The sequence below is a fragment of the Streptococcus sp. oral taxon 061 genome, assembly GCF_013394695.1.
GTDB lineage: Bacteria > Bacillota > Bacilli > Lactobacillales > Streptococcaceae > Streptococcus.
In genome coordinates, this window is record NZ_CP058258.1 from 1,390,184 (window position 1) to 1,414,307 (window position 24,124).

Below are 24,124 nucleotides of genomic sequence, written 5' to 3' on the forward strand. Positions count from 1 at the left end.
ACTTACATTATAGCACTCATATATAGGTTAGGCAAATGATATGATAAAAATTTTATAGGATATTAAACAAGCATATTATATAGAGTTTCATTCCCATTCAAGTTAATATAAGACGGATCAAATTTCTCCATTCGGTGAATCAAGCCCGCATAATCATGCTTGTTAGCAAGAGCAATCCCGATTAAGACTGGTCCTGTTCCCTTGCTGGCACGTTTAATATACTCAAAACGAGTGATATCATCATTTGGCCCCAAGATATCATTTACAAATTCTCGAAGAGCCCCTGGACGTTGTGGGAAGTTTACCACAAAGTAATGCTTGATGCCATCATAAATCAAGGCACGCTCTTCCATCTCTGGCATACGGTTGATATCGTTATTTCCTCCAGAGATAATACAACAAATGGTCTTTCCTTTTATATAGTCTGACAGTACTTCCAGAGCCGCCACACTAGCAGCACCAGCAGGCTCAGCTACAATTCCTTGTTTAGAATAAAGATCAATCAAGGTCTCAGAGATTAAGCCTTCGTCCACTCCGATAAGCGTTTCAACATTTTTACGGGTTGCTTCATAGGTCAACTGTCCAACCTTCTGCACAGCGATTCCGTCTGCAAACTTATCAATTTCTTTGAGTTTAACGGGACCTCCAGCCTCAAATGCCGCCTTCATGGAACGAGCTCCGTTAGCTTCTACACCAAGAACTTCAATAGCAGGATTCGTTTCCTTTATATAAGTAGAAACTCCTGCAATGAGTCCTCCACCGCCTACAGGCACCAAGACAGTATCAAAATCAATGGATTCTTTTCGCGCTTCTTCTAAAATTTCATAGGCTACCGTACCCTGACCAGCTTGAACATAAGGATCATCAAAAGGATCAATAAAGGTACGATTTTCAGCGACTGTAAACTCTTGAGCAGCCTTGGCAGATGCATCAAAGGTATCTCCTACCAATTTGATAGTTACAAAATCTCCACCAAAAAAACGAACCTGACCAATTTTCTGTTGAGGCGTTGTAATTGGCATAAAGATTGTTGCAGGAATCTTCATCTCATTACAAGTGTAGGCAACACCTTGAGCGTGATTTCCCGCTGACGCACAGACAACTCCACGCTCACGTTCTTCCTTAGTCAATTGTGAGATGGCATAATAAGCTCCTCGAATCTTAAACGATCGAACTCGTTGAGCATTTTCTTTTTTGAGATAAATTTTAGCTCCGTATTTTTCTGATAAGTAATGATCATATTCTAGTGGTGTATTGACTACTACACCACTCAGAACCTTGTGGGCCTTCACCACATCTTTTGCACTAAGCATAATCTTCTCCTTGATTCTTTTTCAAGATAAAAAGCGGGTTAGGTACCCCCCAACTCGCCTTCTATTTTTATTCTCAAAAATTAGTTGTAGATTTTGAATGCGTCATCGTCGTTTTTACCAACAAATGGCATTGCTTTACGCAATTCTGCACCAACCTTTTCAATTTCAAGGTTAGCTGCTTGTTCACGGTAAGCAGTCAATTTTGGACGTCCAGCTTTGTAGTCGTTGACAAAGTCGTTAGCAAATGTACCATTTTGGATATCAGCAAGAACTGCTTTCATATTTTCTTTCACTTGTTCAGTAATCACACGTGGACCTGACACGTAGTCACCGTATTCAGCTGTGTTAGAGATTGATTGACGCATTTTCTTGAATCCACCTTCGTAGATCAAGTCAACGATCAATTTCATTTCGTGAAGCACTTCGAAGTAAGCCAATTCTGGAGCGTATCCAGCTTCAGTCAAGACTTCAAAACCAGCTTCGATAAGGGCAGTCAAACCACCGCAAAGAACTGCTTGTTCACCAAACAAATCTTCTTCAGTTTCTTCTTTGTATGTTGTTTCAAGAAGACCTACACGCGCTGCACCAACACCTTTACACCAGTCCATAGCGATGTCTTTAGCATTTCCTGTAGCATCTTGGTATACAGCGTAAAGTGCTGGAACACCAAATCCTTCTTCATAAGTACGACGTACCAAGTGTCCTGGTCCTTTAGGCGCGCACATGAAGACATCAACATCTGCAGGAACTTTGATGAATTCGAAGTGGATATTGAAACCATGCGCAAATCCAACTGCATTCCCAGCTTCCAAGTTTGGAGCAATTTCTGCTTCGTACAATTCTTGTTGAATTTCGTCTGGAGCCAAAATCATGATAACATCAGCCAATTTAGTTGCTTCTGCTACTGTGTAAGTATCAAAACCATCTTCTTTAGCTTTATCAAATGATTTACCTGGACGAACGCCGATAATCACATCGTGACCTGAATCACGCAAGTTTTGAGCGTGAGCATGACCTTGTGAACCATAACCGATAACAGCGATTTTTTTACCGTCAAGTGCTGCTACTTTAACATCTTTTTCGTATTCCATTTGAACTGCCATAGTTTTTTCTCTCTTTTCTATTTTTATTGCCTATTAGGCTGTTATAACAAATTTAGGTTATTTTTTACTCAATGAAAATCAAAGAGCAAATTAGGAAGCTAGCCGCAGGTTGTACTTGAGTACGACAAGGCAAAGCTGACGTGATTTGAATTTGATTTTCGAAGAGTTTTAGTCGCGGGTAAATCCAGTTGCACCAGTACGAGCAATATTCTTAATACCATATGGTCGAATAACCCGAATCAAAGCTTCGCTCTTTTCTGCATTCCCAGTCATCTGAACAGTGATGGAGCTTGGAGCCACATCAACAACAGTTGCACGGAAAGGCTGAATAATCGCTAAGATTTCTGCTCGCTTCTCAGCTGGTGCTGCAACCTTTACCAAAATAACTTCGCGCTCTAAGTGCGGTTTATCTGTGATATCACGAACACGAATCACATCGACCTGGCGGTTAAGTTGCTTGATGATTTGTTCCACTTCATCCTGAGATGCGACATCAATGATAATCGTAATCCGTGACACATTGGGATTTTCTGTCGCCCCTACCGAGATGCTCTCAATGTTAACTTGACGTCTAGACAAGACACCAGTAAAACGATTGAGAACTCCCGACCGGTTTTGAAGTTTGGCTGTTAACATTCTACGCATTAAACTTCACCCCCAACATTTCATGGTTACTCTTACCAGCTGGTACCATCGGCAAAACATGCTCTTTCCGAGAAATGTCAACTTCAATAAACATTGGTACATCTTCCATGATAACTTCCAAATCCTTCTCTAATGTTTCAGGATTGTCAAATTTATAATTCTTAATCCCGTAGGCTTGAGCCATCAATTGGAAGTCAGGAAGACTGTCAAAGACCGACTCTGATGTTCGCCCTTCATAAAAGGCTTCTTGCCACTGACGAACCATCCCAAGTGAATGGTTATTAAGCATGATAACCTTGATTGGAATCTTGTAGATGTTCAAGATTGCCAATTCCTGATTGGTCATTTGGAAACCACCATCACCGACAAAGAGCACGACCTCCTTATCTGGATTGGCAATTTTTGCTCCAATGGCTGCAGGAACTCCGAATCCCATGGTTCCTAGACCACCTGAGGTTACCAATTGACGCTCATTTTGGTAAGGATAGTATTGAGCTGTCCACATTTGGTGTTGGCCGACGTCCGTTACAACAATGGCGTCCCCCTTCGTCAACTCACCGATACGTTCAATAACTGCTTGTGGTTGGACGACACGCTCCTTCTTATCATAAGAACGAACACGATTCTTATCTTTGGTAACTTTTTCAATCCATTTTTCAGTATTGTTACGAACGATTGGCTCAGCTAGCAACTGCTGCAAGGCCTTTTTCGCATCTCCAACAACTGGGATATCAACAGCGATAATCTTACCAATCTCCGCTGGATCGATATCAATATGCGCTACTTTGGCATTCTTCGCAAATGTCTTAGGATTACCAGTCAAACGGTCATCAAAACGACACCCAATCGAAATCATAAAATCTGCTTCAGTCATAGCAATGTTGGCTGCAAAGGAACCATGCATTCCACCCATTCCCAAAAATAGAGGGTGGCTAGTTGCGATTGTTCCTTGTCCCAAAAGACTTGTAACAACTGGAATTTGATAACGCTCTGCAAATTCATTTAACTCTGCAGCAGCTTCAGCGTAACTAATACCACCACCAGCTAGTAAGACTGGTTTCTTAGCCTTAGAAAGTTGTTTCAAGATTTTCTTGATTTGCATCTCATTTGGCTCTAGAGTTGGTTGATAACTTGGTAAATCTATCTCCGATGAATAGACGAAGTCCGTTTCAAGAGCAGAAACATCTTTTGGCAAGTCAATCACAACTGGTCCTGGACGACCCGTAGTCGCAATATGTACAGCCTCTGTAATCACACGTGGGATGTCCGCTGTCTCTCGAACCTGGTAGTTGTACTTGGTAATCGGCATGGTAATTCCGACAATATCTGCTTCTTGGAAAGCGTCCTTACCGATTCCCGCTCTTGCGACTTGTCCTGTGAAGACCAAAAGGGGAACACTGTCACTCATGGCATCTGCAATACCTGTAATGGCATTCGTAGCTCCTGGTCCACTTGTGACGACTGCGACACCAAGTTTTCCTGTTGACTTAGCATAACCTTCAGCTTCATGAAGACAACCTTGTTCATGACGACCTAGAATATGGCGGATACCTTTAAAATTATAAATAGCATCATATAAAGGCAATACAGCTCCGCCTGGATAACCGAAGATCGTGTCGATTCCTAAATCACGGAGTGTTTCCAAAACAAGTTCTGATCCCGACTTTGGTGAATCTAAAATGATTTTCTCCATCGTTCCCCTTTCTCTTCTCTTAAAATGACTTGTTTCTATAATACCATTTTTTCAAAAATTTTCAAGACAAAAGAAACAATTTTCTGAATTTTCTATCTAGATACTTTACAATATTAAATGAATTAGAAAGTTTATACGTATTTTTACCTTTTAATAGAAAAAGGTTGAGACATTTTGTCTCAACCTTTCGATTATTTACTGATTAAAGTGAGTTAACGTCAACCTTGATACCAACACCTTGAGTAGTTGTGATTGTCAAGCTTGTTACGTAAGTTCCTTTTGCTGTAGCTGGTTTAGATTTTTGGATTGTTTCGTTGAATGCTTTGAAGTTTTCAACTAACTTGTCAGCTTCAAATGAAACTTTACCGATGATAGCTTGTACGATACCTGCACGGTCAGCACGGTAAGTGATTTTACCACCTTTAGACTCTTCAACTGCTTTAGCAACATCCATTGTTACAGTACCAGTTTTAGGGTTTGGCATCAAGTTACGTGGTCCAAGGACACGTCCAAGACGTCCAACAAGAGCCATCATGTCAGGTGTAGCGATAACTACGTCGAAGTCCAACCAACCGTCGTTGATTTTAGCAACAAGGTCGTCTTCCCCAACGAAGTCTGCACCAGCTGCTTTAGCTTCTTCAGCTTTTGCACCACGTGCAAATACAAGAACGCGAGATGTTTTACCAGTACCGTTTGGTAATACCATTGCTCCACGGATTTGTTGGTCAGCTTTTTTCACGTCAATGTTCAAGTTGTAAGCAACTTCTACAGTTGCGTCAAATTTTGCAAAGTTAGTTTCTTTTGCAAGAGCTACAGCTTCTTCTACGCTGTATGCTTTTGTGCTGTCGATTTTCTCAAGAGCAGCACGAAGTTGTTTGCTTTTTTTAGCCATTTTCTATTCTCCTTGTAAGTGGTTCAATCGATTTTCATCTCCCACGTCACTTCTCGAAATGATGAAGTCTTGCGGGTTATATAGGGAAGTTATTGATTAGTCAACAACAGTGAATCCCATAGAACGAGCAGTACCTTCGATCATACGCATTGCAGACTCAATGTTTGCAGCGTTCAAATCTGGCATCTTAGTTTCTGCAATTTCTTGTACTTGTGCACGAGTAACTGTAGCAACTTTAGTTTTGTTAGGGGTACCTGATCCCTTTTCAACACCTGCAGCTTTTTTCAAAAGAACAGCAGCTGGTGGTGTTTTAGTAACGAAAGTAAATGATTTGTCTTCGTATACTGAGATAACAACTGGAATGATCATACCAGCTTGATCAGCTGTACGAGCGTTGAACTCTTTTGTGAATCCCATGATGTTGATACCAGCTTGACCAAGAGCAGGTCCAACCGGTGGAGCTGGCGTAGCTTTACCAGCAGGGATTTGCAATTTTACAAGTTTTTCGACTTTTTTAGCCATTTCTAAATCCTCCTTTGTGGTTTTGGCGGTAATTTAAAGATTTTTACCTCCCACAAGTATGTTTTACACATACCCTACTATTATACACTAATTTATCCCAAATGCAAGAGAAAAATTCTATTTTTAGAGAAATTTTATAACTGAATTTGCCTATCATTTCGATTTTAAAAGTGTTGCAAACTATGAATTTAAAAACCGCTCTATTTTTGAGCGATTTTTAAAAATAATTTAGCCTAGTTAGTGTCCAGTTTTAAGAGAAAGCCAACCCCAATTTCAGTTCTTCTACTCTCAACAAAACCAAGGGATTCAAAACATCGTCTGGAGGCATGATTGAAATCATAGATTTCCTGAACTTTTAATTCTTTCCATCCCCTTTGACGAGCTAGATCAATCAAGACCTTCAAAACCTTGTATCCAAGTCCTTGATGTTGATAAGTTGGATTGCCAATCACGATAGGAAGATTGTTTTGAGATAAGGTGATATCCCCAATTGGAAACCACCCCTCCTTTTCTCGAAACTCAATCCAAAACAAATCTCCGTGCCTCTCTAAATAAGAATACATGGCATTTAATTTTTCCAAACTATAGGGTATTCTAATACCGTCTACAAGTTCTACCAAATCCACATCTTGATACCAAGCTAAAGCTGCATCACGATGATCTGCTAAAAAATAGGGAACAAGACGTAAGGAATCATCTATCTGAATGATTTTTGTCTTCATTTTCTACTCCTAATACTAGCTCCGCTGCTTGATTAAAACCATCACACCAGTTATACCATTTTGCTTCATACTCATCTTGAGGTAAGATATGATTTTTTAAATCCAGAACAGAGTATATCTTTCTTTTCTCACAAGCTTGCGCATAGAGATGATATAGTTCATCACCACCATCTCTATCCCACTCAGCAGAAATCGTATCTCGACCTGCCATTAAAGCCTGATAAGCCCTGTGATGCCCATCAGTAATCAACAGACAATCTCCAAATGCAAGAACACTAATTGGATCCACATTGATGATTTCTGCCGACTGATTAAGCATCTGAATATCTAGCAACTTCTTTTCTGATAAGTATAGTTGAGTCGGATGAAGATCTCTTATATTGACTTTCATTTCTTTCTCCTCAAGAGAATTGATGCCTACTTCTGCTTTCCTTTAAACCGCCATTGGAAACGGAGTTTGTCATAAAATGGAAATTCGATAAATAGAACCCCTAGGCCTACACAAAGACTAGCAAGAACATCTGACGGATAATGAACCCCCAGATAGACTCTGGATATCAATACACTGACTAAGTAAAGCCCGAGTAAGATTTGGACGATTCTTTTCCAAAGTTGATCTTTAATCCTTTGGCTCAAAATCACAATCAAAGTTCCAACCATAATCGTTACTGCCAGAGAATGTCCGCTTGGAAAAGAAAAACCTTTTTCTTCTACCAAGTGTAGAATTTCTGGCCGTGGTCTTTGGTAGATATTCTTAAAAGTTACGATTAAGATTCCAGCTAAAGCTAGGTTTCCCAACATAAGATAGCTTTCCAGTTTCCATTGCTTACGGTAAAAAATAAATGCTACAATGAGAACCCAAGTGATAATGACTGGGATATCAATTAAGTGCGTAATTGCCCGAAAAAGAAGCGTTAAGGTCTCAGGTAAATCACCTCTAATGGCAGTCTGAATTGGCTGATCAAAACTGACCAGCATTTCTGGATAAAATTTGACAATATAGCCAATAATCATAAAAAGTAAAAGGGCAAAAGAGCCCTTTGTTAAATATGTTTGTTTATCTTTCATAACGTTTTAAAGTTACCTTTAGGAAGACATAAATCAACCAAAATGCTAGTGCAAAGATAATACCCTCAATTAAGTTAAAAGGTAAAACTATTGTCAACAAATAGTTACTTAGTCCTAGTATTTTCTCAATATCAAAATTAGCAAATTTAGCATATAATGGGACAGCATAAACATAGTTAAGAACTAGCATAGCCAAGGTCAAACCAATCGTACCAGCAAGAGAAGCTAGAGCAAAACGAATTGGCGTCCGATCTTTTTTCCAAATCAAACCAAATGCAAGAACAAAAACTCCTAAAGCCACAATATTCATCGGCAAACCGATATAGGTGCTGACTCCTTGATTGTTTAAAATTAACTTAAGCAAGGAACGGAGTAAAATTATCACAAAAGCTGCAGGTAAATCGAGTACTATTAACCCTACCAAAACCGGTAAGATGCTGAACTCAATCCTTAAAAAGGATGCCGCTGGTAGAAGCGGAAAGTCAAAGTACATCAACACAAATGAAAGTGCTGATAAAATTGCAATGGTCGAAAGTCGACGTGTGTTTGTCATAACAGGTTCCTCCAATTTTCTATAAAATCAGAAGAAGTTGGAAAGTTTCTCTCTATCTACTCTCTTAACTATCTCAAAAAACAACCTAAGCTTACAAAGAAACTGGTTTTATTTCTATTATAATGAAGCAGAATAGACAAAGCCATCCTTTCGTCTTCTCCCATCCAGACTATACTGTCGGTTGTGGAATCTCACCACATCAGCTTGCGCTCGCGGACTTCTTTTAGACTATGGAAATGGAGATTTTTCTTTTAGACGAGGCGACAAGCTGTAGGCATAACTTTTGGTTTGGCAAAGCTTGGCAACAAAGTATAAAAGGAAAATAACATTTCCAAGTAAAAGTCACCGCCGGTCGGGAATTACACCCAGCCCTGAAGACCCCTTTATGATAACAAAAAAAGCTTGCAAGCGCAAGCCTTAAGTATTCGTTTTCATGTTTATTTCAACTTATCCGTTTCGTAAGTATGAACCAATTCGAGCCCAGCAAAGTTTTGTTGGCGAAGCGCCTCGTAGACAATCATACAGACTGTATTGGATACATTTAGGCTTCGAACATGTTCGTCATTCATGGGAATTCTGAGAGCTTTTTCAGGATGTTCACGCATAAATTCCTCAGGCAGACCCTTATCTTCGCGGCCAAAAAGAAAATAATAATTCCCTTCTATCGTGAAATCAGCATCTGAATAGACCTTTTCTGCAAACTTGGAAATCAAGTAGAGTTGACCATCCATTTTTTTCATAAATTCATCTAAACTATCATAAAAATAGATCTCAAGGTTGTCCCAATAGTCTAGCCCGGCTCGCTTCATTTTACGATCATCAATCGGAAAGCCCATCGGTTTGATAATATGAAGGGGCGCATTTGTCGCCGCACAGGTTCGTGCAATATTTCCCGTATTTTGTGGAATTTGTGGTTCAAACAATACAATATGATTGGCCATGCCTTGCTTCCTCTCACTAGTGCAAAAAAATAGCCACACTGCCCGGAGTCAAGCTCAGCAAACAGCGTGGTTAAGGCATCGTTAACTTACCTCACAACAGGTTTGAAGTAAATCAGCGAAACTACTTTTTTAGTATAACACTTTCAGCCTGATTGTCAATAGAAACGACTTGATTTTTTCATTTTTTTTACAAGCATATTTACAAAAGTTACAAAATATCCTATAAGCCAATAATATTGAAGGATGCGCATGGGTAAATAAATTCGGAAACACGTGCTTTTTTTCATAATCATATTTTGTTTAAAGTATAATATTTCCTAGAATTCATCTAATCCCTCTATTAAAGAAGGAAACAGTCGGTTGTTGAGTGCATTTTTTTCTAAAAAAAGGTATGATAGAGACATATTGAAAAAGTAGGTTAACTAACTATGAAGATTATTCTTGTCGGAGGGGGGAAAGTTGGTTCTGCCCTTTGTCGTTCACTTGTCGCTGACAATCATGATGTTGTCTTAATTGAACAGAACGAAACTGTTCTAAAATACTTGACCAGCCGTTTTGATATTATGGGAATCGCAGGAAACGGTGCTGACTTTGCTATGTTAGAAGCAGCCAATGTCCAAGATTGTGATATTTTCATTGCCATGACTCAATACGACGAGGTCAATATGGTTTCGGCTGTTTTAGCAAAAAAAATGGGAGCAAAAGAAACCATCGTTCGTGTCCGTAATCCTGAGTATTCCAACCCTTACTTTAAAGAAAAAAATATTCTCGGATTTTCACTCATTGTCAATCCAGAACTCCTAGCTGCTCGTGCCATTGCAAATATCATTGACTTCCCAAACGCTCTATCTGTTGAACGCTTTGTGGGCGGTTTGGTCAGCCTAATGGAATTCGTCGTTCGCAAAGATAGCAATATTTGTCAGATGTCTATTGCTGATTTTCGTAAAAAGTTCGGTAACGTTATCGTCTGCGCCATTGAACGTGATCATAAACTGATGATTCCTAGTGGAGATTTTGTTCTAGAAGATAAAGACCGCATCTTTGTAACAGGACATCGTGTCGATATGATGCTCTTCCACAATTATCTCAAATCTAGAGTCGTTAAGAGCTTGCTCATCATTGGAGCTGGTAAGATTGCATACTACCTACTAGGTATTTTAAAAGACAGTCGAATTGATACAAAAGTGATTGAAGTCAACCCAGAACGCGCTGCCTTCTTCAGTGAAAAATTCCCTAAACTCTATATCGTCCAAGGGGATGGAACAACTAAAGATATTCTCTTAGAAGAAAGTGCTCAAAACTACGATGCTGTAGCTACCCTAACTGGAGTTGATGAGGAAAACATCATCACATCTATGTTTTTGGATAGCATTGGTGTTCAAAAAAATATTACCAAAGTAAACCGTACTAGTCTCTTGGAAATTATCCACGCGACGGATTTCTCAAGCATCATCACGCCGAAGACAATCGCTGTTGACACTATCATGCACTTTATCCATGGTCGTGTAAATGCACAATATTCTGACCTTCAAGCTATGCACCACCTCGCAAACGGCCAGGTAGAAACCCTTCAGTTCTTAATTAAGGAAGCAAACAAGATGACTGGCAAACCCTTGTCTCAACTGAAGCTCAAAAAAGATGTCTTGATTGCCGCCATTATCCGGAACGGAAAAACAATCTTCCCAACTGGAGAAAATACGCTCCAAGTCGGTGATAAGCTAGTGGTCATCACTTTGCTATCAAACATCACCAAGATTTATGATTTGTTAGAGAGGTAAGCTATGAATAGAAGCATGGTACGCTTTCTTCTTGCAAAACTACTCTTGATTGAAGCTGGGCTACTTTTAGTTCCGGTTGGTATTGCTCTTTACTATCGAGAATCTAGTCAAGTTTTTACAGCTCTTTTCTCTACCATCGGGATTCTTGTTGTCCTAGGTCTACTCGGAATCATCAGTAAACCTAAAAAACAACGTATCTATGCTAAAGAAGGAGTCTTAATTGTTGCCCTATGTTGGATCCTCTGGTCTTTCTTTGGCTCCCTTCCCTTTGTCTTTTCAGGTCAAATCCCCAATTTTATCGATGCCTTCTTCGAAACTAGTTCTGGCTTCACTACTACGGGAGCAACTATCTTAAATGACGTTTCTGTACTAAGTCGTTCGCTTCTATTTTGGCGGAGCTTTACCCACCTCATTGGAGGGATGGGGGTGCTAGTTTTTGCCCTAGCTATTATGGACAATGCAAAAAACAGCCACTTAGAGGTTATGAAGGCCGAGGTCCCAGGACCAGTATTTGGTAAGGTTGTGTCTAAACTAAAAAATACAGCCCAAATCCTCTACATCCTCTACTTAGCTATGTTCGCCCTTTTTGTAGTTATTTATTACATTGCAGGGATGCCTCTCTACGATAGTTTTGTTATCGCTATGGGAACAGCTGGAACTGGGGGATTCACTGTTTATAACGATGGAATTGCCCACTATCACAGTTCTCTCATTACCTATCTGACAAGTATCGGGGTTTTGATGTTTGGTGTCAATTTCAACCTCTACTACTACCTCATGCTCCGTCGTATCAAGGAATTCTTTTTTGATGAGGAACTTCGAGCTTATCTCTTGATCGTGGCTATATCTACTGGCTTAATCACACTCAACACACTGCACCTTTATAGTGGTGTTTCACAAAGTTTTGAGATGGCCTTCTTCCAAGTTTCTAATATCATTACCACTACTGGTTTTGGTTATGGAGACATCACGAACTGGCCTTTGTTTTCTCAATACATCTTACTGATGTTAATGGCAATTGGTGGTTCTGCCGGATCTACTGCCGGTGGTCTCAAGGTTATCCGTGGAGTTATTCTCGCTAAAATTGCAAAAAACCAATTCTTGTCTACTATATCCCCTCACCGTGTCTTAACTCTTCATGTTAATAAAACGGTCATCGACAAGGATACCCAACACAAGATTTTGAAGTATTTTGTAGTTTACATCATGATTCTACTCAGTCTGATCTTCATCGTTAGTTTAGATACTAACAATTTAATGGTTGTTACGAGTGCTGTTTTCAGTTGTTTTAACAATATCGGTCCAATTTTAGGAACGACTTCAAGTTTCTCAATTTTTAGTCCATTTTCAAAACTCCTCCTGTCCTTTGCAATGATTGCAGGACGTCTTGAAATTTATCCTATCATATTACTCTTTATGAAACGAACCTGGTCTAAACGTTAGAAATTTTATTAACAAAAAAACACATCTTGCACGAAATAGCTGCAGGGTGTGTTTTTTTATCTAAAAATAGAAAAAGACAGTTGAGAGACAAAAAAGGACACTTGAGAAAGAGTAGTTTTTTTGTGAAACCTTTTCGTTATAATGTTAAAAAAACGTAGGGGTTTATTTATGAAAAAAATTAGAAAATCAATCCAGTTTCTCTTATTGGGATCCATAGCATATCTTGGACTCTGTAGTTGTGTATTTTGGTCTGGAATTTCTCTAACTCTCAAACAATCATACTTTTACTTGTTGCTATTCTTACTGGCATTAGCTACTATGTGTACTTTTATCCACTATCTTTCAGGTCATACTCCCGTGAATAGTCAACTATGCAATCGTAGCCGCTCTTTCTTTTTATTGTATAGTAGTATGGTTATCATTAACGTTGCTGGAGTCTGTTTTATTTTATTTGAAAGTATAAGCACTGACACTCTACTACAAAAGGAAATCGTTGACTTGTTACTCATCTCTTTCTTTTTCCTTTTCGGACTTGATATTGCTACCTTTCTGCCGTTAAACAAATGGAGAAAATTACCAACTCATAAAAAGACAGGCAGGCTAACAACCCTTATCTTTCTTAGTTTATTTTTTCTGCACAATCCTTTAACCATACTTTCTGTCGGCTTTTATATCCTCTTGGGAGCTAGCTTTCTCAATTTTTTATTTCCGAAAACCTTAAGACAAGATTTATCCTTCTATAGTCATTTAATTCGAAATATCTTACTTGTTTTATCTACACTTATGTTCTGGTAATTAATAGAATTCCTATCCAAAGTATGCTATAATAAGATAAATTTTTTAGGAGATATTTGGATGAATTTTTTTAAAGATTATCGCAAAAGACTGCTTTGGTTAGGAATCTTTCTTGTCGCTATGTGCCTATCGCAAGTTCCTATCGTAACTTTAATGTTACTTCAAAAAACTCAACTTGGATCTATCTGGTCATCTCTAATAGTTGGGCTTGTCTCTACCGCTATTGTTACACTCTTTTTATACAGTGCTCACAAAAGTAAGTTATTAAATCTAAAATCAAAACTCTTTACTATTAATGACGCCCCTCGAATCGCTCTTAGTTATGTAGCCGTTGTCGCAGGAAATGTGATTGGTGCGATTTGGTTACAACTTCTGAAGCAAACAACTACTTCGAATCAAGAGGCTATCAATAGCATCATGTCAGAAAGCTCTCTAATTTCCAGCATTTTCGTGGTTGCAATAGTGGCACCTATTTGTGAGGAAGTTATCTGTCGAGGTATCATCCCTACTAAACTCTTCGAAGGATACGAGAAAATTGGATATATTTTCGGTTGGTTTCTCTTCACTATAGCCCATATACCAAATAATCTTCCTTCTTTCTTGATCTATGGCTGGATGTCTGCAGTACTAACTTGGACTGCTTATCGCACCAAACGACTAGAAATGTCTATCTTACTCCATTTAGTAATTAATGGAGTCAGCATTCTATTGCTTATCCTCCTTACATTCCTTATCAAGGTTGTTGGTATAGATGCTTTTCAATAAATGAAGGTTCCACTACTAATATAATTTAAAATAAAAAGACTAGAAATCTATCTAATTTCTAGTCTTTTTTGTCTATTCAAGAACGAAACACGAATTAAGTGTGAGAAGTGGCAACACGGAGTTAGTAAAGCAGGTAGCTAGACTGCTTCCTTTCTGTTACGACGGCAAAACCCACGAACCGATACCATTCGTGGGTTTTACCTAGTGAAGCGTTTAGGTAAACACTCTTAGCGCTTAGTGTTTAGTGTTTATTAGATTACGACACTTAGTTTTACAAATCGATTTCATTTGTAAAACTAAGTTAGTGAGGCAGTTAGGCAAGTCTTATAGGACTTGCCGTAGTCTACTTAAATTGCTTTGCAATCAAGTAGACTTACTGAATCACATCTTTTCTTCCAACTCCACATCTGGATACTTGTCGGCAAACCAGCGGAGGGCAAAGTCGTTTTCGAAAAGGAAGACTGGTTGGTCAAAGCGGTCCTTAGCCAAGATATTTCGGCTTGAAGACATACGTTCATCTAAATCTTCTGGTTTAATCCAACGAACTGTCTTTTTACCCATTGGAGTCATGACAACTTCAGCGTTATACTCGCCTTCCATACGGTGTTTAAAGACTTCGAACTGGAGTTGTCCAACAGCACCTAGCATATACTCACCTGTTTGGTAATTCTTATAAAGCTGGATGGCTCCTTCTTGTACCAACTGTTCCATTCCCTTGTGGAAGGATTTTTGTTTCATAACGTTCTTAGGTGAAACCTTCATGAAAATCTCAGGCGTGAAGGTTGGTAGTGGTTCAAACTCAAACTTGTTTTTCCCAACAGTTAACGTATCTCCAACCTGGTAGGTACCTGTATCATAAACCCCAATAATATCTCCAGCTACGGCATTAGTTACATTTTCACGACTTTCCGCCATAAATTGGGTGACATTAGAAAGTTTAGCTCCCTTACCAGTACGAGGCAAATTGATACTCATACCACGCTCAAATTCACCCGATACAATACGAACAAATGCGATACGGTCACGGTGTCGAGGGTCCATGTTGGCTTGAATTTTAAAGACAAAACCTGAGAAATCCTTATCATAAGGGTCGACAAGTTCACCGTCTGTTTTCTTGTGTCCATGAGGTTCTGGAGCAAACTTGAGGAAAGTTTCAAGGAAGGTCTGCACCCCAAAATTAGTCAAGGCCGAACCAAAGAAGACTGGTGTCAAATCACCTGCAAGAATGGCTTCCTCTGAGAATTCATTTCCTGCTTCATTCAAAAGCTCAATATCATCTTTCACTTGTTCATAGAAAGGGTTGCTAGCAAAGAGTTTATCGCCATCTTCTAGGCTGGCAAAACGTTCATCCCCTTTGTAGAGTTCCAAACGTTGGTTATAGAGGTCGTAGAGCCCCTCAAAGGCTTTCCCCATCCCGATCGGCCAGTTCATTGGATAACTTGCAATACCCAAGACTTCTTCCAATTCTTGCAAGAGATCTAGTGGTTCACGACCGTCACGGTCCAGCTTGTTCATAAAGGTAAAGACTGGAATCCCGCGGTGTTTGACAACCTCAAACAATTTCTTGGTTTGGGCCTCGATACCCTTGGCAGAGTCTACTACCATGACCGCAGCATCCACCGCCATCAAGGTACGATAGGTATCTTCTGAAAAGTCCTCGTGTCCTGGAGTGTCTAGGATGTTTACCCGTTTCCCATCGTAGTCAAACTGCATAACAGATGACGTGACTGAAATCCCACGTTGTTTCTCGATATCCATCCAGTCTGACTTAGCAAAGTTTCCTGTTTTCTTCCCTTTTACAGTACCTGCCTCACGAATCTCTCCCCCAAAATAGAGCAATTGCTCAGTAATGGTTGTTTTCCCCGCGTCCGGGTGAGAGATGATGGCAAAGGTACGGCGTTTCTTAATTTCTTCTTGAATACTCATAAGTTCTCTTTCTTTCTACTTTTTTAATTATTTTAATTTATAATCACTCTTTATTACATCGGACCCTAACATTCCTTTCAACACTTCATTATATCGGATTTTAGAGAGTTTTTCAATTGCTTACACAAGAAAAAGCAGGTCAAGATACTAGACCTGCTCTTCAGATTCTTTATTCATTATTTATTTTGTATCGCTAGTAACAATCTCTTCAAAATTTAATTTTTTCTAGAGCAATTTTCTTTTGCCAACGTTTTTTAAACAAAATATCAAAGAGCACTAAGGCTGACGAAAGAATGATTGAAACCAGAAGATACTTTATCCATATAGGGGCATCTGGAATAAAAGGTGTGGTATTCAAAAGTCCATAGTTCCCACCTGTTACTTGATTGACCCCAACTAGGAAAAGGTTGAGAATAAAAGTGTAGGCAATAATTCGATACTTTTTAAGTAGGTTTTTATCGTAGTGATTCATGAGATAAACCAGGGAATTGACCAAGAGAGCATAATGGCCAATCAGGAAAGAAAAGCTGGTAATATGCGGGAAATCATAGGGGTCAAAAACAGGGTAGCCCAAGGCAAATACTGCTCCACTGGCTCCCAAAAGGGCAAAATACTGCTTGGTTTTCCATTTATCTGGCAAGAATACTACTGCAAACATGGCCAAACGGCAATGGTAAAGAGGCAGGCTGTTCGAAAATGGAATGCTAAAGCCTATATACCAGGTATAAAGAGCTAGCAATTGCGCTATTTGAATCCACTTAAACAATCGAACAAATTTGGGATTTTTGTAGTAAGTAAGAGAAGCATAAATAGACAAGGCGAGAAGGCCTATCATAACTCCATACCAAAAAATCGGAATAGGCGGTGGCGTCGTTTGGGTTCTTGTAATAAAATGATGCATAAAGTCTCCTTAAGGTAACGAATTCAGTTGTATATTAACTATTCTTATGTTTATATTTAGCGAGTTGATTGATAAGGATGAGAATACCTGTCATCAAACTGGTCACTATCAAATAGTTAAGCAAACTACCATGATCCCCAATCACAGGCGGCTTGCTCATAAAGCCATAATTTCCTCCTGTCAAGAGGTTGGCTATCAAGATAATGGCATTAACTCCAAGAGTCATCTGGCATATTTTCCAAGTATCCCCTTTTTCAACTTTATAATATCTAACAAGATAAATCAAGCAGTTAGCCAAGAGGGCCAAGTGTCCGAAAACATTGTTCACGGACGAAACATGAGGGAAAGGAAAAGGATAAAAGACTGGATAAACCAAGGCCATGATAGAACCAAAAACTCCAACCAGGGCAAAATATTGCTTGAAAAAGGTCTTATCCGGAGCAAATAGAATAATCCACATAGCCATGCGACTATGGTAAAAAGGGAGAGCCTCAGATAGGGGCAGACGTGCAGCAATATACCAAGCGTTGATGATGAGCAACTGAATCAATTGTCCCCAATACCAAAATTCTCGGTAACGTTTAGAGCTTGCATAGCGCATCGATAAAACAGCTATGATTACCAAAGAAGTAGGTAATAAAAAGTAAAATGCTCCTAAATGAGGAGGGACTGTCTTTTTACTGGTAAAAAGTAACTCCCAAAGCGTCATGTGTCATCCTTAACGTCTTCTAGTTGGGTTAATGATACATCCTTTTTACCAACTAAAAACGACTGTTATTCTTTCTTCTAATTTCAACCATTATATCGAAATAAAAAGTATTTTTCAATTTCTGTTTCTTTTTAGCTTGACTTGCCTTATTTATAGGAAAATATGGTAAAATAGAACAGATAAAGAATCATCATTTCACGAAAGGATAAAAGATGAAAATTACGCAAGAAGAGGTGACTCACGTTGCCAATCTTTCTAAATTAAAATTCACTGAAAATGAAACAGCTGAGTTTGCGACAACCTTGTCTAAAATTGTTGATATGGTTGAATTGCTCAGTGAAGTTGACACAACTGGTGTTGAACCAACGACTACCATGGCTGATCGTAAGACCGTATTGCGACCGGATGTTGCTGAAAAAGGAACTGACCGTGACCGCTTGTTTAAAAATGTACCTGAAAAAGAAAACTACTATATCAAGGTACCAGCTATCCTAGATGACGGAGGAGATGCCTAATGACTTTTAACAATAAAACGATTGAAGATTTGCACAACCTCCTTGTTTCTAAGGAAATTTCAGCAACAGAACTTACCCAAGCGACACTTGACGATATCAAGGCGCGTGAAGAGGCTATCAATGCCTTTGTCACTATCGCTGAAGATCAAGCTCTTGCTCAAGCTAAAGCTATTGATGAAGCTGGAATCGATGCTGACAATGTTCTTTCAGGGATTCCCCTAGCTGTTAAGGATAACATTTCTACAGATGGTCTCTTAACAACAGCAGCCTCAAAAATGCTCTATAACTACGAGCCTATCTTTGATGCCACAGCTGTTGCCAATGCAAAATCTAAGGGCATGATTATTGTCGGAAAAACCAACATGGATGAGTTTGCTATGGGTGGTTCTGGCGAAACATCATATTATGGACCAACTAAAAATGCTTGGGACCACAGCAAGGTTCCTGGTGGATCATCAAGTGGTTCAGCTGCTGCTGTAGCTTCTGGACAAGTCCGTTTATCACTTGGTTCTGATACTGGTGGATCTATCCGCCAACCTGCTGCCTTCAACGGGATCGTTGGTCTCAAGCCAACCTATGGAACTGTTTCACGTTTTGGTCTTATTGCCTTTGGTAGTTCATTAGACCAGATTGGGCCTTTCGCTCCAACTGTGAAGGAAAACGCCCTATTGCTCAATGCGATTGCCAGTGAAGATGCCAAAGACTCTACTTCTGCTCCTGTTCGTGTAGCAGACTTTACTTCAAAAATCGGTCAAGACATTAAGGGCATGAGAATTGCTTTGCCTAAGGAATACCTTGGTGAAGGGATTGACCCAGAGGTAAAGGAATCTATCCTCAACGCTGCTAAGCACTTTGAAAAACTTGGTGCTATCGTTGAAGAAGTTAGCCTTCCTCACTCTAAATACGGAGTTGCCGTTTACTACATTATCGCTTCATCAGAAGCATCATCAAACTTACAACGTTTTGACGGTATCCGTTACGGCTACCGCGCAGAGGATGCAACGAATCTTGATGAAATCTATGTAAACAGCCGTAGCCAAGGCTTCGGCGAAGAAGTAAAACGCCGTATCATGCTTGGTACTTTCAGTCTTTCATCAGGTTACTATGATGCCTACTACAAGAAGGCTGGACAAGTCCGTACCCTCATCATCCAAGATTTCGAAAAAGTCTTTGCTGATTATGACTTGATTTTGGGACCAACTGCTCCTAGCGTTGCCTACGACTTGGATTCACTCAACCATGATCCAGTTGCTATGTACTTGGCTGACCTTTTGACTATCCCTGTCAACTTGGCTGGTCTGCCAGGAATTTCTATTCCTGCTGGATTTGTTCAAGGTCTACCAGTAGGACTCCAATTGATTGGTCCTAAATATTCAGAAAAGACTATTTACCAAGCTGCTGCTGCTTTTGAAGCAACAACAGATTACCACAAACAACAACCCGTGATTTTTGGAGGTGATAACTAATGAACTTTGAAACAGTCATTGGACTTGAAGTCCACGTAGAGCTCAACACCAATTCAAAAATCTTCTCACCTACTTCTGCCCACTTTGGAAATGACCAAAACGCCAATACTAACGTAATTGACTGGTCTTTCCCAGGAGTACTACCTGTTCTCAATAAAGGTGTTGTGGATGCTGGTATCAAGGCAGCTCTTGCCCTCAACATGGACATACACCAGAAGATGCACTTTGACCGCAAGAACTACTTCTATCCTGACAATCCTAAAGCCTACCAAATTTCTCAGTTTGATGAGCCAATCGGTTACAACGGTTGGATTGAAGTAGAACTTGAAGATGGTACAACTAAGAAAATCGGTATCGAACGTGCCCACTTGGAAGAAGATGCCGGTAAGAACACCCACGGAACAGATGGTTTCTCTTATGTCGACCTCAACCGCCAAGGGGTGCCTTTGATTGAGATTGTATCTGAAGCCGACATGCGTTCACCAGAAGAAGCTTACGCTTATCTAACAGCTCTTAAGGAAGTTATTCAGTACGCTGGTATTTCTGACGTTAAGATGGAGGAAGGGTCTATGCGTGTGGATGCCAATATCTCTCTTCGTCCTTATGGTCAAGAGAAATTCGGTACCAAGACTGAGTTGAAAAACTTGAACTCCTTCTCAAACGTGCGTAAGGGTCTTGAATACGAAGTGCAACGTCAGGCTGAAATCCTTCGCTCAGGTGGTCAAATTCGCCAAGAAACACGTCGTTACGACGAAGCTAATAAAGCAACTATCCTCATGCGTGTTAAGGAAGGTGCTGCAGACTACCGCTACTTCCCAGAACCAGATCTACCACTCTTTGAAATCTCAGATGAGTGGATTGAGGAAATGCGTACTGAGTTACCAGAGTTTCCAAAAGAACGCCGTGCTCGCTATGTCTCTCAACTCGGATTATCAGACTACGATGCTAGCCAGTTGACTGCCAATAAAGTCACTTCTGACTTCTTTGAGAAAGCAGTTGCCCTTGGTGGCGATGCTAAGCAAGTCTCAAACTGGCTCCAAGGTGAAGTCGCTCAGTTCTTGAATGCTGAAGGTAAGACACTAGAACAAATTGAGTTAACTCCAGAAAACTTAGTAGAAATGATCGCTATCATCGAAGACGGCACTATTTCATCTAAGATTGCCAAGAAAGTCTTTGTCCACCTTGCTAAAAATGGTGGAGGTGCTCGTGAATACGTTGAAAAAGCCGGTTTGGTTCAGATCTCAGATCCAGATATCTTGATTCCAATCATCCATCAAGTCTTTGCTGATAACGAAGTTGCTGTTGCCGACTTCAAGTCAGGAAAACGTAACGCTGACAAGGCCTTCACAGGATTCCTCATGAAAGCAACCAAGGGCCAAGCCAATCCACAAGTTGCTCTTAAACTACTTTCCCAAGAATTGGCTAAGTTGAAAGAGAACGAGTAAATATACTTTCGTTAATAGCCTTTTCTACTAAAAAATAGAATAAGGAGAATAAATGAACAAATTTTTACGAGTACTATTTATTTTAGTTATTATCGCAATGTTGGGTGCTTCTATTCTACAAATCTTTCTCCCATCCTATATGGGAGAGCATTCTGGTTACGGTATTTCTGTAGGATGGCAAAGAGAAATTGGAATTTGGAATCTAGCTGTCTTAATTATTATTCTTGCTGTTAATATTAAGTACGATTGGTTTTACCTGAGAATTGCCCTTCTTGCCCTTATTATTGGTGGTATAGGAATAGGAACAAATCATTTGTTAAGTTTTATTGAATTTCATTCTCCTGTTAATGCGATTGGTGCTATCGAGAATTATTTACTCGTATTTGGTTGGATTATAGGGTGGTTTATTGAAAATAAAACAATAAAACTCCAAAACTCTTTATAGACATAAAATTTAGCAAAAACTATTTTTGTACTCACATAGTTAGGAGACATATGAAAAAGTTATATACTCTTATCGCTACTTTCTTGCTTCTTCTCTTTGTGACACCCCTGCAATCAATCGATGCAGGTGTTGGACATTCTCGAAGTGGTAGCTCTAGTCACAGTAGCTCACGAAGCAGTAGCAGTTCTCGAAGTAGTAGTTCTAGCCGAAGTCGTTCAAATGGTAGTTCTTCTTCTAGAAGCAGCTATCGTTCTGGCGGTAGCTACTCAAGTTTAGATGGTTCTCTAGGGACAGGAATGAGCATTCTTATCATGTTTGGTGTCGGAGCTTTCTTACTCTTCATGCTCATCAAATATTTGAGTGACCAGAATTCATCATCTGGTAAATCTTATGGCAGCTCGCCTAGCTACAATGCTGAACCAACACTTCACCGTCGAGTGATAAACAACACCTTGGCTATCGATCGTGTCCGTTCTGGGGACCCAAACTTTGATGCAGACACTTTCACTTCATGGGTTAAAGAAGTCTATATCCAATTACAGGCAGCCTGGACTAAAAAAGATTGGAATTTGGTGCGTTCTCTTGAAAGTGCCAGCCTCTACTCTCAACATAGTGCCCAACTGGAAGACTATATCCAATCTCAAACAACGAATATTTTGGAACGAGTTTATGTCGAGAATGTTCGAATCAAAGATTTCTACGAAAATCCAGATGGAAATGATACTCTAGTTGTTATCCTTTCATCTACTTTGAGAGACTATGTCATCGAAGATAAGACTCGTAAGGTTATTGAGGGAGACCCTCAAAAAGATTTATTTACAGTTTATCAAATGAACTTCATCCGCAAACATGGCAGTCAAACCGAAAGCTCTGTCCAAGATGAAGCCGTTAGCGACCGCTGTCCAAACTGTGGCGCTCCACTGAAAATATCAGCTATCAGCAAATGTGACTATTGCGGATCTGATATCACCCGTAGTCCAAACCAATGGGTTCTTGATACCTATGAAGTTGTGGATGAAGACGAACTATATAATTAGGAGGAAATTATGGGATTTATTCGTATGGCCAAAGAGCAAATTAAGGGAGTTGTTGATGTTGCCAAATCTGCTGGAATTAATAGTCTTAATGACAGTAAATTTAAGGAAGCCGTTGTACTTCCAGAACACGTATCATCAGAAGCATTAGCTGTTAAAGGAATTCTTCTTACAAAAGACCCTGACGGAGTTTCTAGACAAGGTAATCAACATACAGGACTTTTAACAGATGGTTCTGTCGTAATTGTGCCACAAGGTTATGTTGCTATCCTTGTAAATAACGGTACTTTCCTTGGTGATGTTTTAGAAGCTGGTAGCCATGAATGGCGCTCTGGCGAAAACGCTTGGCTTCTAGAAAAAGGGGGAATTAAGGGCACTTGGGAAAACTTCAAGCACCGCTTTTCATTCGCTGGTCAAGTCGTTACTCAACAAGAAATCATCTTTGTCCGTATCCAACCGATTGCGGGTAATAAATTTGGTACCCAAAACGCTGTAGAATACTTCAGTGAACGTTACCAACAATTGCTCAACATCCGTTTCTATGGTTTATTTGATATCAAGATTTCTGATCCAGTCCTTTTCTACGTTAGCTCAATCAGTCAACAGATTGAAGAACATAAACCATTTACACTCCAAGATATTGCTCAAGGAACTCTTCGACAAAATATCTCTCCTAAAATTGCTATCGCAATTTCCAAATTCACTAATGAGTACCGAGTTGATATCTATAGCCTAAATGCTAATCAGGATACCTTCAATGAAATCGCTAAACAAGAAGTCAACAAGGTATGGACAGGACTTTACGGTATTGAAGCAACCAATATCCTTCTTGAGGATTTGAGCTACGACCAAGAAAGCTTGGAACTTGTTCGAAAACTTGACAGCGAACTCGTTGCAATGAAATACAATACCATCGAAATTGAAGAACGTCGTGCTCGTAACGAAGCTCTAATTGCGGCAGCCAATAACGAAGGTAATGGCAATGGTATGAACATGTTTATGGGTATGAATCTCGGTCAAACTCTCGGTGGCCAACTCACCCAACAAGCTCAACCTGTTAGTCCAAATCAAACTGTTCCCCCAGTACAACCTGCTGATCCAAACCAAGCATTTACTCCGACCCAAACTGCAAGTCCTGAGCAAGTTGCTAGCCCAGTAGAAACTGTTATCCCTGAACAACCCGCTAACTCAGTAGAAACTACTAATCCAGAAGTAACAACTCCTGTTCAAGAATCTACAACTCAAGAAGTAACAACTCCTTCAGTAGAAACTACTAGTCAAGAAAAACCAACTAATAAAAACTTCTACATCGAAGTCGATGGCAAGTACGTATTAGTAACCAAAGATGAAGAAGGAAACATCGTTCCTGTCAACTAATCTCACTTCCCTGATATTTGAGAAATCTTACGACTTATGATACAATAAAGAGTAAATTATTTTATTAAAGAGG

The 24,124-nt window shown here is 39.7% G+C and carries 23 protein-coding genes and 1 riboswitch; of the genes, 9 read left to right on the forward strand and 14 right to left on the reverse strand.

Going from position 1 to position 24,124, the window contains the following annotated elements; translation table 11 throughout:
• Nucleotides 1–62 precede the first annotated feature (62 nt).
• The 11 genes from ilvA to HW271_RS06825 form a co-directional block, all read right to left on the reverse strand.
• Entirely contained in the window at nucleotides 63–1,313 is a 1,251-nt protein-coding gene (ilvA, locus tag HW271_RS06775; protein WP_178895386.1) for a threonine ammonia-lyase IlvA, read from the reverse strand.
• Nucleotides 1,314–1,393: 80 nt separating this feature from the next.
• Nucleotides 1,394–2,416, reverse strand: coding sequence for a ketol-acid reductoisomerase (gene ilvC, locus HW271_RS06780; RefSeq protein ID WP_004251959.1), 1,023 nt, complete (start codon nucleotides 2,414–2,416; stop codon nucleotides 1,394–1,396).
• A 168-nt stretch (nucleotides 2,417–2,584) separates the two neighbouring features.
• Nucleotides 2,585–3,061, reverse strand: coding sequence for an acetolactate synthase small subunit (gene ilvN, locus HW271_RS06785; RefSeq protein ID WP_178895387.1), 477 nt, complete (start codon nucleotides 3,059–3,061; stop codon nucleotides 2,585–2,587).
• Entirely contained in the window at nucleotides 3,054–4,754 is a 1,701-nt protein-coding gene (locus HW271_RS06790) for an acetolactate synthase large subunit (protein ID WP_178895388.1), read from the reverse strand. The genes ilvN and HW271_RS06790 overlap by 8 nt, the downstream gene beginning before the upstream one ends.
• 202 nt (nucleotides 4,755–4,956) lie before the next feature.
• The gene (gene rplA, locus HW271_RS06795) at nucleotides 4,957–5,646 is read right to left on the reverse strand and encodes a 50S ribosomal protein L1 (protein WP_178895389.1); all 690 of its coding nucleotides are present in this window, start codon (nucleotides 5,644–5,646) and stop codon (nucleotides 4,957–4,959) included.
• Nucleotides 5,647–5,742: 96 nt separating this feature from the next.
• Complete coding sequence (gene rplK / locus HW271_RS06800) at nucleotides 5,743–6,168, reverse strand: 50S ribosomal protein L11 (RefSeq protein ID WP_001085808.1); 426 nt, start codon at nucleotides 6,166–6,168, stop codon at nucleotides 5,743–5,745.
• A 233-nt stretch (nucleotides 6,169–6,401) separates the two neighbouring features.
• Complete coding sequence (locus HW271_RS06805; RefSeq protein WP_178895390.1) at nucleotides 6,402–6,890, reverse strand: GNAT family N-acetyltransferase; 489 nt, start codon at nucleotides 6,888–6,890, stop codon at nucleotides 6,402–6,404.
• Nucleotides 6,862–7,281, reverse strand: coding sequence for a chromosome partitioning protein ParB (locus HW271_RS06810; RefSeq protein ID WP_178895391.1), 420 nt, complete (start codon nucleotides 7,279–7,281; stop codon nucleotides 6,862–6,864). Before HW271_RS06810 ends, HW271_RS06805 begins: the two co-directional genes overlap by 29 nt.
• Nucleotides 7,282–7,307: 26 nt before the next feature.
• Nucleotides 7,308–7,958 (reverse strand): phosphatase PAP2 family protein, encoded by a 651-nt coding sequence (locus tag HW271_RS06815; RefSeq protein ID WP_178895392.1) that lies wholly within the window; start codon nucleotides 7,956–7,958, stop codon nucleotides 7,308–7,310.
• Entirely contained in the window at nucleotides 7,948–8,511 is a 564-nt protein-coding gene (locus HW271_RS06820) for an ECF transporter S component (protein ID WP_178895393.1), read from the reverse strand. Before HW271_RS06820 ends, HW271_RS06815 begins: the two co-directional genes overlap by 11 nt.
• Before the next feature lie 148 nt (nucleotides 8,512–8,659).
• A riboswitch (FMN riboswitch) is annotated at nucleotides 8,660–8,894 on the reverse strand.
• A 54-nt stretch (nucleotides 8,895–8,948) separates the two neighbouring features.
• Nucleotides 8,949–9,452, reverse strand: coding sequence for a tRNA (cytidine(34)-2'-O)-methyltransferase (locus HW271_RS06825; protein WP_178895394.1), 504 nt, complete (start codon nucleotides 9,450–9,452; stop codon nucleotides 8,949–8,951).
• Between the two features lie 428 nt (nucleotides 9,453–9,880).
• On the opposite strand from HW271_RS06825, the gene trkA reads away from it, so the two are divergent.
• From trkA to HW271_RS06840, 3 genes are all read left to right on the forward strand, one after another.
• A complete protein-coding gene (gene trkA, locus HW271_RS06830) occupies nucleotides 9,881–11,230 on the forward strand; it encodes a Trk system potassium transporter TrkA (RefSeq protein ID WP_178895395.1) in 1,350 nt (449 codons plus the stop codon).
• Nucleotides 11,231–11,233: 3 nt separating this feature from the next.
• The gene (locus HW271_RS06835; RefSeq protein ID WP_178895396.1) at nucleotides 11,234–12,673 is read left to right on the forward strand and encodes a TrkH family potassium uptake protein; all 1,440 of its coding nucleotides are present in this window, start codon (nucleotides 11,234–11,236) and stop codon (nucleotides 12,671–12,673) included.
• A gap of 855 nt (nucleotides 12,674–13,528) precedes the next feature.
• Nucleotides 13,529–14,233 carry a CPBP family intramembrane glutamic endopeptidase gene (locus HW271_RS06840; protein WP_178895397.1) on the forward strand — a complete coding sequence of 235 codons (705 nt, stop codon included), beginning with the start codon at nucleotides 13,529–13,531 and terminating at the stop codon, nucleotides 14,231–14,233.
• Between the two features lie 381 nt (nucleotides 14,234–14,614).
• Here the strand turns inward: HW271_RS06840 and HW271_RS06845 are convergent, their stop codons facing one another.
• The 3 genes from HW271_RS06845 to HW271_RS06855 all read right to left on the reverse strand — a co-directional run bounded on the left by HW271_RS06845 (nucleotide 14,615) and on the right by HW271_RS06855 (nucleotide 17,769).
• Nucleotides 14,615–16,159, reverse strand: coding sequence for a peptide chain release factor 3 (locus HW271_RS06845; protein WP_049494232.1), 1,545 nt, complete (start codon nucleotides 16,157–16,159; stop codon nucleotides 14,615–14,617).
• Nucleotides 16,160–16,367: 208 nt separating this feature from the next.
• The gene (locus HW271_RS06850; RefSeq protein ID WP_178895398.1) at nucleotides 16,368–17,060 is read right to left on the reverse strand and encodes a TIGR02206 family membrane protein; all 693 of its coding nucleotides are present in this window, start codon (nucleotides 17,058–17,060) and stop codon (nucleotides 16,368–16,370) included.
• Nucleotides 17,061–17,094: 34 nt separating this feature from the next.
• Nucleotides 17,095–17,769 (reverse strand): TIGR02206 family membrane protein, encoded by a 675-nt coding sequence (locus HW271_RS06855; RefSeq protein WP_178895399.1) that lies wholly within the window; start codon nucleotides 17,767–17,769, stop codon nucleotides 17,095–17,097.
• A gap of 212 nt (nucleotides 17,770–17,981) precedes the next feature.
• On the opposite strand from HW271_RS06855, the gene gatC reads away from it, so the two are divergent.
• From gatC to HW271_RS06885, 6 genes are read left to right on the forward strand one after another with little or no spacing between them, the layout of a single operon-like run.
• Nucleotides 17,982–18,284, forward strand: a complete 303-nt coding sequence (gatC, locus tag HW271_RS06860) for an Asp-tRNA(Asn)/Glu-tRNA(Gln) amidotransferase subunit GatC (RefSeq protein ID WP_178895400.1) — start codon at nucleotides 17,982–17,984, stop codon at nucleotides 18,282–18,284.
• Nucleotides 18,284–19,750 (forward strand): Asp-tRNA(Asn)/Glu-tRNA(Gln) amidotransferase subunit GatA, encoded by a 1,467-nt coding sequence (gene gatA, locus HW271_RS06865; RefSeq protein ID WP_178895401.1) that lies wholly within the window; start codon nucleotides 18,284–18,286, stop codon nucleotides 19,748–19,750. Before gatC ends, gatA begins: the two co-directional genes overlap by 1 nt.
• Nucleotides 19,750–21,195 carry an Asp-tRNA(Asn)/Glu-tRNA(Gln) amidotransferase subunit GatB gene (gatB, locus tag HW271_RS06870; protein ID WP_178895402.1) on the forward strand — a complete coding sequence of 482 codons (1,446 nt, stop codon included), beginning with the start codon at nucleotides 19,750–19,752 and terminating at the stop codon, nucleotides 21,193–21,195. The genes gatA and gatB overlap by 1 nt, the downstream gene beginning before the upstream one ends.
• A gap of 52 nt (nucleotides 21,196–21,247) precedes the next feature.
• Nucleotides 21,248–21,640 (forward strand): hypothetical protein, encoded by a 393-nt coding sequence (locus HW271_RS06875; protein ID WP_178895403.1) that lies wholly within the window; start codon nucleotides 21,248–21,250, stop codon nucleotides 21,638–21,640.
• Nucleotides 21,641–21,690: 50 nt separating this feature from the next.
• Nucleotides 21,691–22,677: a zinc-ribbon domain-containing transport protein gene (locus HW271_RS06880; RefSeq protein WP_178895404.1), complete on the forward strand. Its 987-nt coding sequence runs from the start codon at nucleotides 21,691–21,693 to the stop codon at nucleotides 22,675–22,677.
• Nucleotides 22,678–22,686: 9 nt separating this feature from the next.
• Nucleotides 22,687–24,051, forward strand: a complete 1,365-nt coding sequence (locus tag HW271_RS06885; protein ID WP_178895405.1) for an SPFH domain-containing protein — start codon at nucleotides 22,687–22,689, stop codon at nucleotides 24,049–24,051.
• Nucleotides 24,052–24,124: the final 73 nt, after the last annotated feature.

Excerpts from the sequence above, each read along its gene's own strand:
- HW271_RS06825 (WP_178895394.1), bottom strand. The coding sequence starts at position 9,452 with ATGGCCAATCATATTGTATTGTTTGAACCACAAATTCCACAAAATACG.
- HW271_RS06835 (WP_178895396.1), top strand. The coding sequence starts at position 11,234 with ATGAATAGAAGCATGGTACGCTTTCTTCTTGCAAAACTACTCTTGATT.
- HW271_RS06850 (WP_178895398.1), bottom strand. The coding sequence starts at position 17,060 with ATGCATCATTTTATTACAAGAACCCAAACGACGCCACCGCCTATTCCG.
- HW271_RS06840 (WP_178895397.1), top strand. The coding sequence starts at position 13,529 with ATGAATTTTTTTAAAGATTATCGCAAAAGACTGCTTTGGTTAGGAATC.
- ilvN (WP_178895387.1), bottom strand. The coding sequence starts at position 3,061 with ATGCGTAGAATGTTAACAGCCAAACTTCAAAACCGGTCGGGAGTTCTC.
- HW271_RS06855 (WP_178895399.1), bottom strand. The coding sequence starts at position 17,769 with ATGACGCTTTGGGAGTTACTTTTTACCAGTAAAAAGACAGTCCCTCCT.
- HW271_RS06880 (WP_178895404.1), top strand. The coding sequence starts at position 21,691 with ATGAAAAAGTTATATACTCTTATCGCTACTTTCTTGCTTCTTCTCTTT.
- HW271_RS06805 (WP_178895390.1), bottom strand. The coding sequence starts at position 6,890 with ATGAAGACAAAAATCATTCAGATAGATGATTCCTTACGTCTTGTTCCC.
- ilvA (WP_178895386.1), bottom strand. The coding sequence starts at position 1,313 with ATGCTTAGTGCAAAAGATGTGGTGAAGGCCCACAAGGTTCTGAGTGGT.
- rplA (WP_178895389.1), bottom strand. The coding sequence starts at position 5,646 with ATGGCTAAAAAAAGCAAACAACTTCGTGCTGCTCTTGAGAAAATCGAC.
- ilvC (WP_004251959.1), bottom strand. The coding sequence starts at position 2,416 with ATGGCAGTTCAAATGGAATACGAAAAAGATGTTAAAGTAGCAGCACTT.
- HW271_RS06845 (WP_049494232.1), bottom strand. The coding sequence starts at position 16,159 with ATGAGTATTCAAGAAGAAATTAAGAAACGCCGTACCTTTGCCATCATC.
- rplK (WP_001085808.1), bottom strand. The coding sequence starts at position 6,168 with ATGGCTAAAAAAGTCGAAAAACTTGTAAAATTGCAAATCCCTGCTGGT.
- trkA (WP_178895395.1), top strand. The coding sequence starts at position 9,881 with ATGAAGATTATTCTTGTCGGAGGGGGGAAAGTTGGTTCTGCCCTTTGT.
- HW271_RS06815 (WP_178895392.1), bottom strand. The coding sequence starts at position 7,958 with ATGAAAGATAAACAAACATATTTAACAAAGGGCTCTTTTGCCCTTTTA.
- HW271_RS06790 (WP_178895388.1), bottom strand. The coding sequence starts at position 4,754 with ATGGAGAAAATCATTTTAGATTCACCAAAGTCGGGATCAGAACTTGTT.
- HW271_RS06820 (WP_178895393.1), bottom strand. The coding sequence starts at position 8,511 with ATGACAAACACACGTCGACTTTCGACCATTGCAATTTTATCAGCACTT.
- gatA (WP_178895401.1), top strand. The coding sequence starts at position 18,284 with ATGACTTTTAACAATAAAACGATTGAAGATTTGCACAACCTCCTTGTT.
- HW271_RS06885 (WP_178895405.1), top strand. The coding sequence starts at position 22,687 with ATGGGATTTATTCGTATGGCCAAAGAGCAAATTAAGGGAGTTGTTGAT.
- gatC (WP_178895400.1), top strand. The coding sequence starts at position 17,982 with ATGAAAATTACGCAAGAAGAGGTGACTCACGTTGCCAATCTTTCTAAA.
- HW271_RS06875 (WP_178895403.1), top strand. The coding sequence starts at position 21,248 with ATGAACAAATTTTTACGAGTACTATTTATTTTAGTTATTATCGCAATG.
- HW271_RS06810 (WP_178895391.1), bottom strand. The coding sequence starts at position 7,281 with ATGAAAGTCAATATAAGAGATCTTCATCCGACTCAACTATACTTATCA.
- gatB (WP_178895402.1), top strand. The coding sequence starts at position 19,750 with ATGAACTTTGAAACAGTCATTGGACTTGAAGTCCACGTAGAGCTCAAC.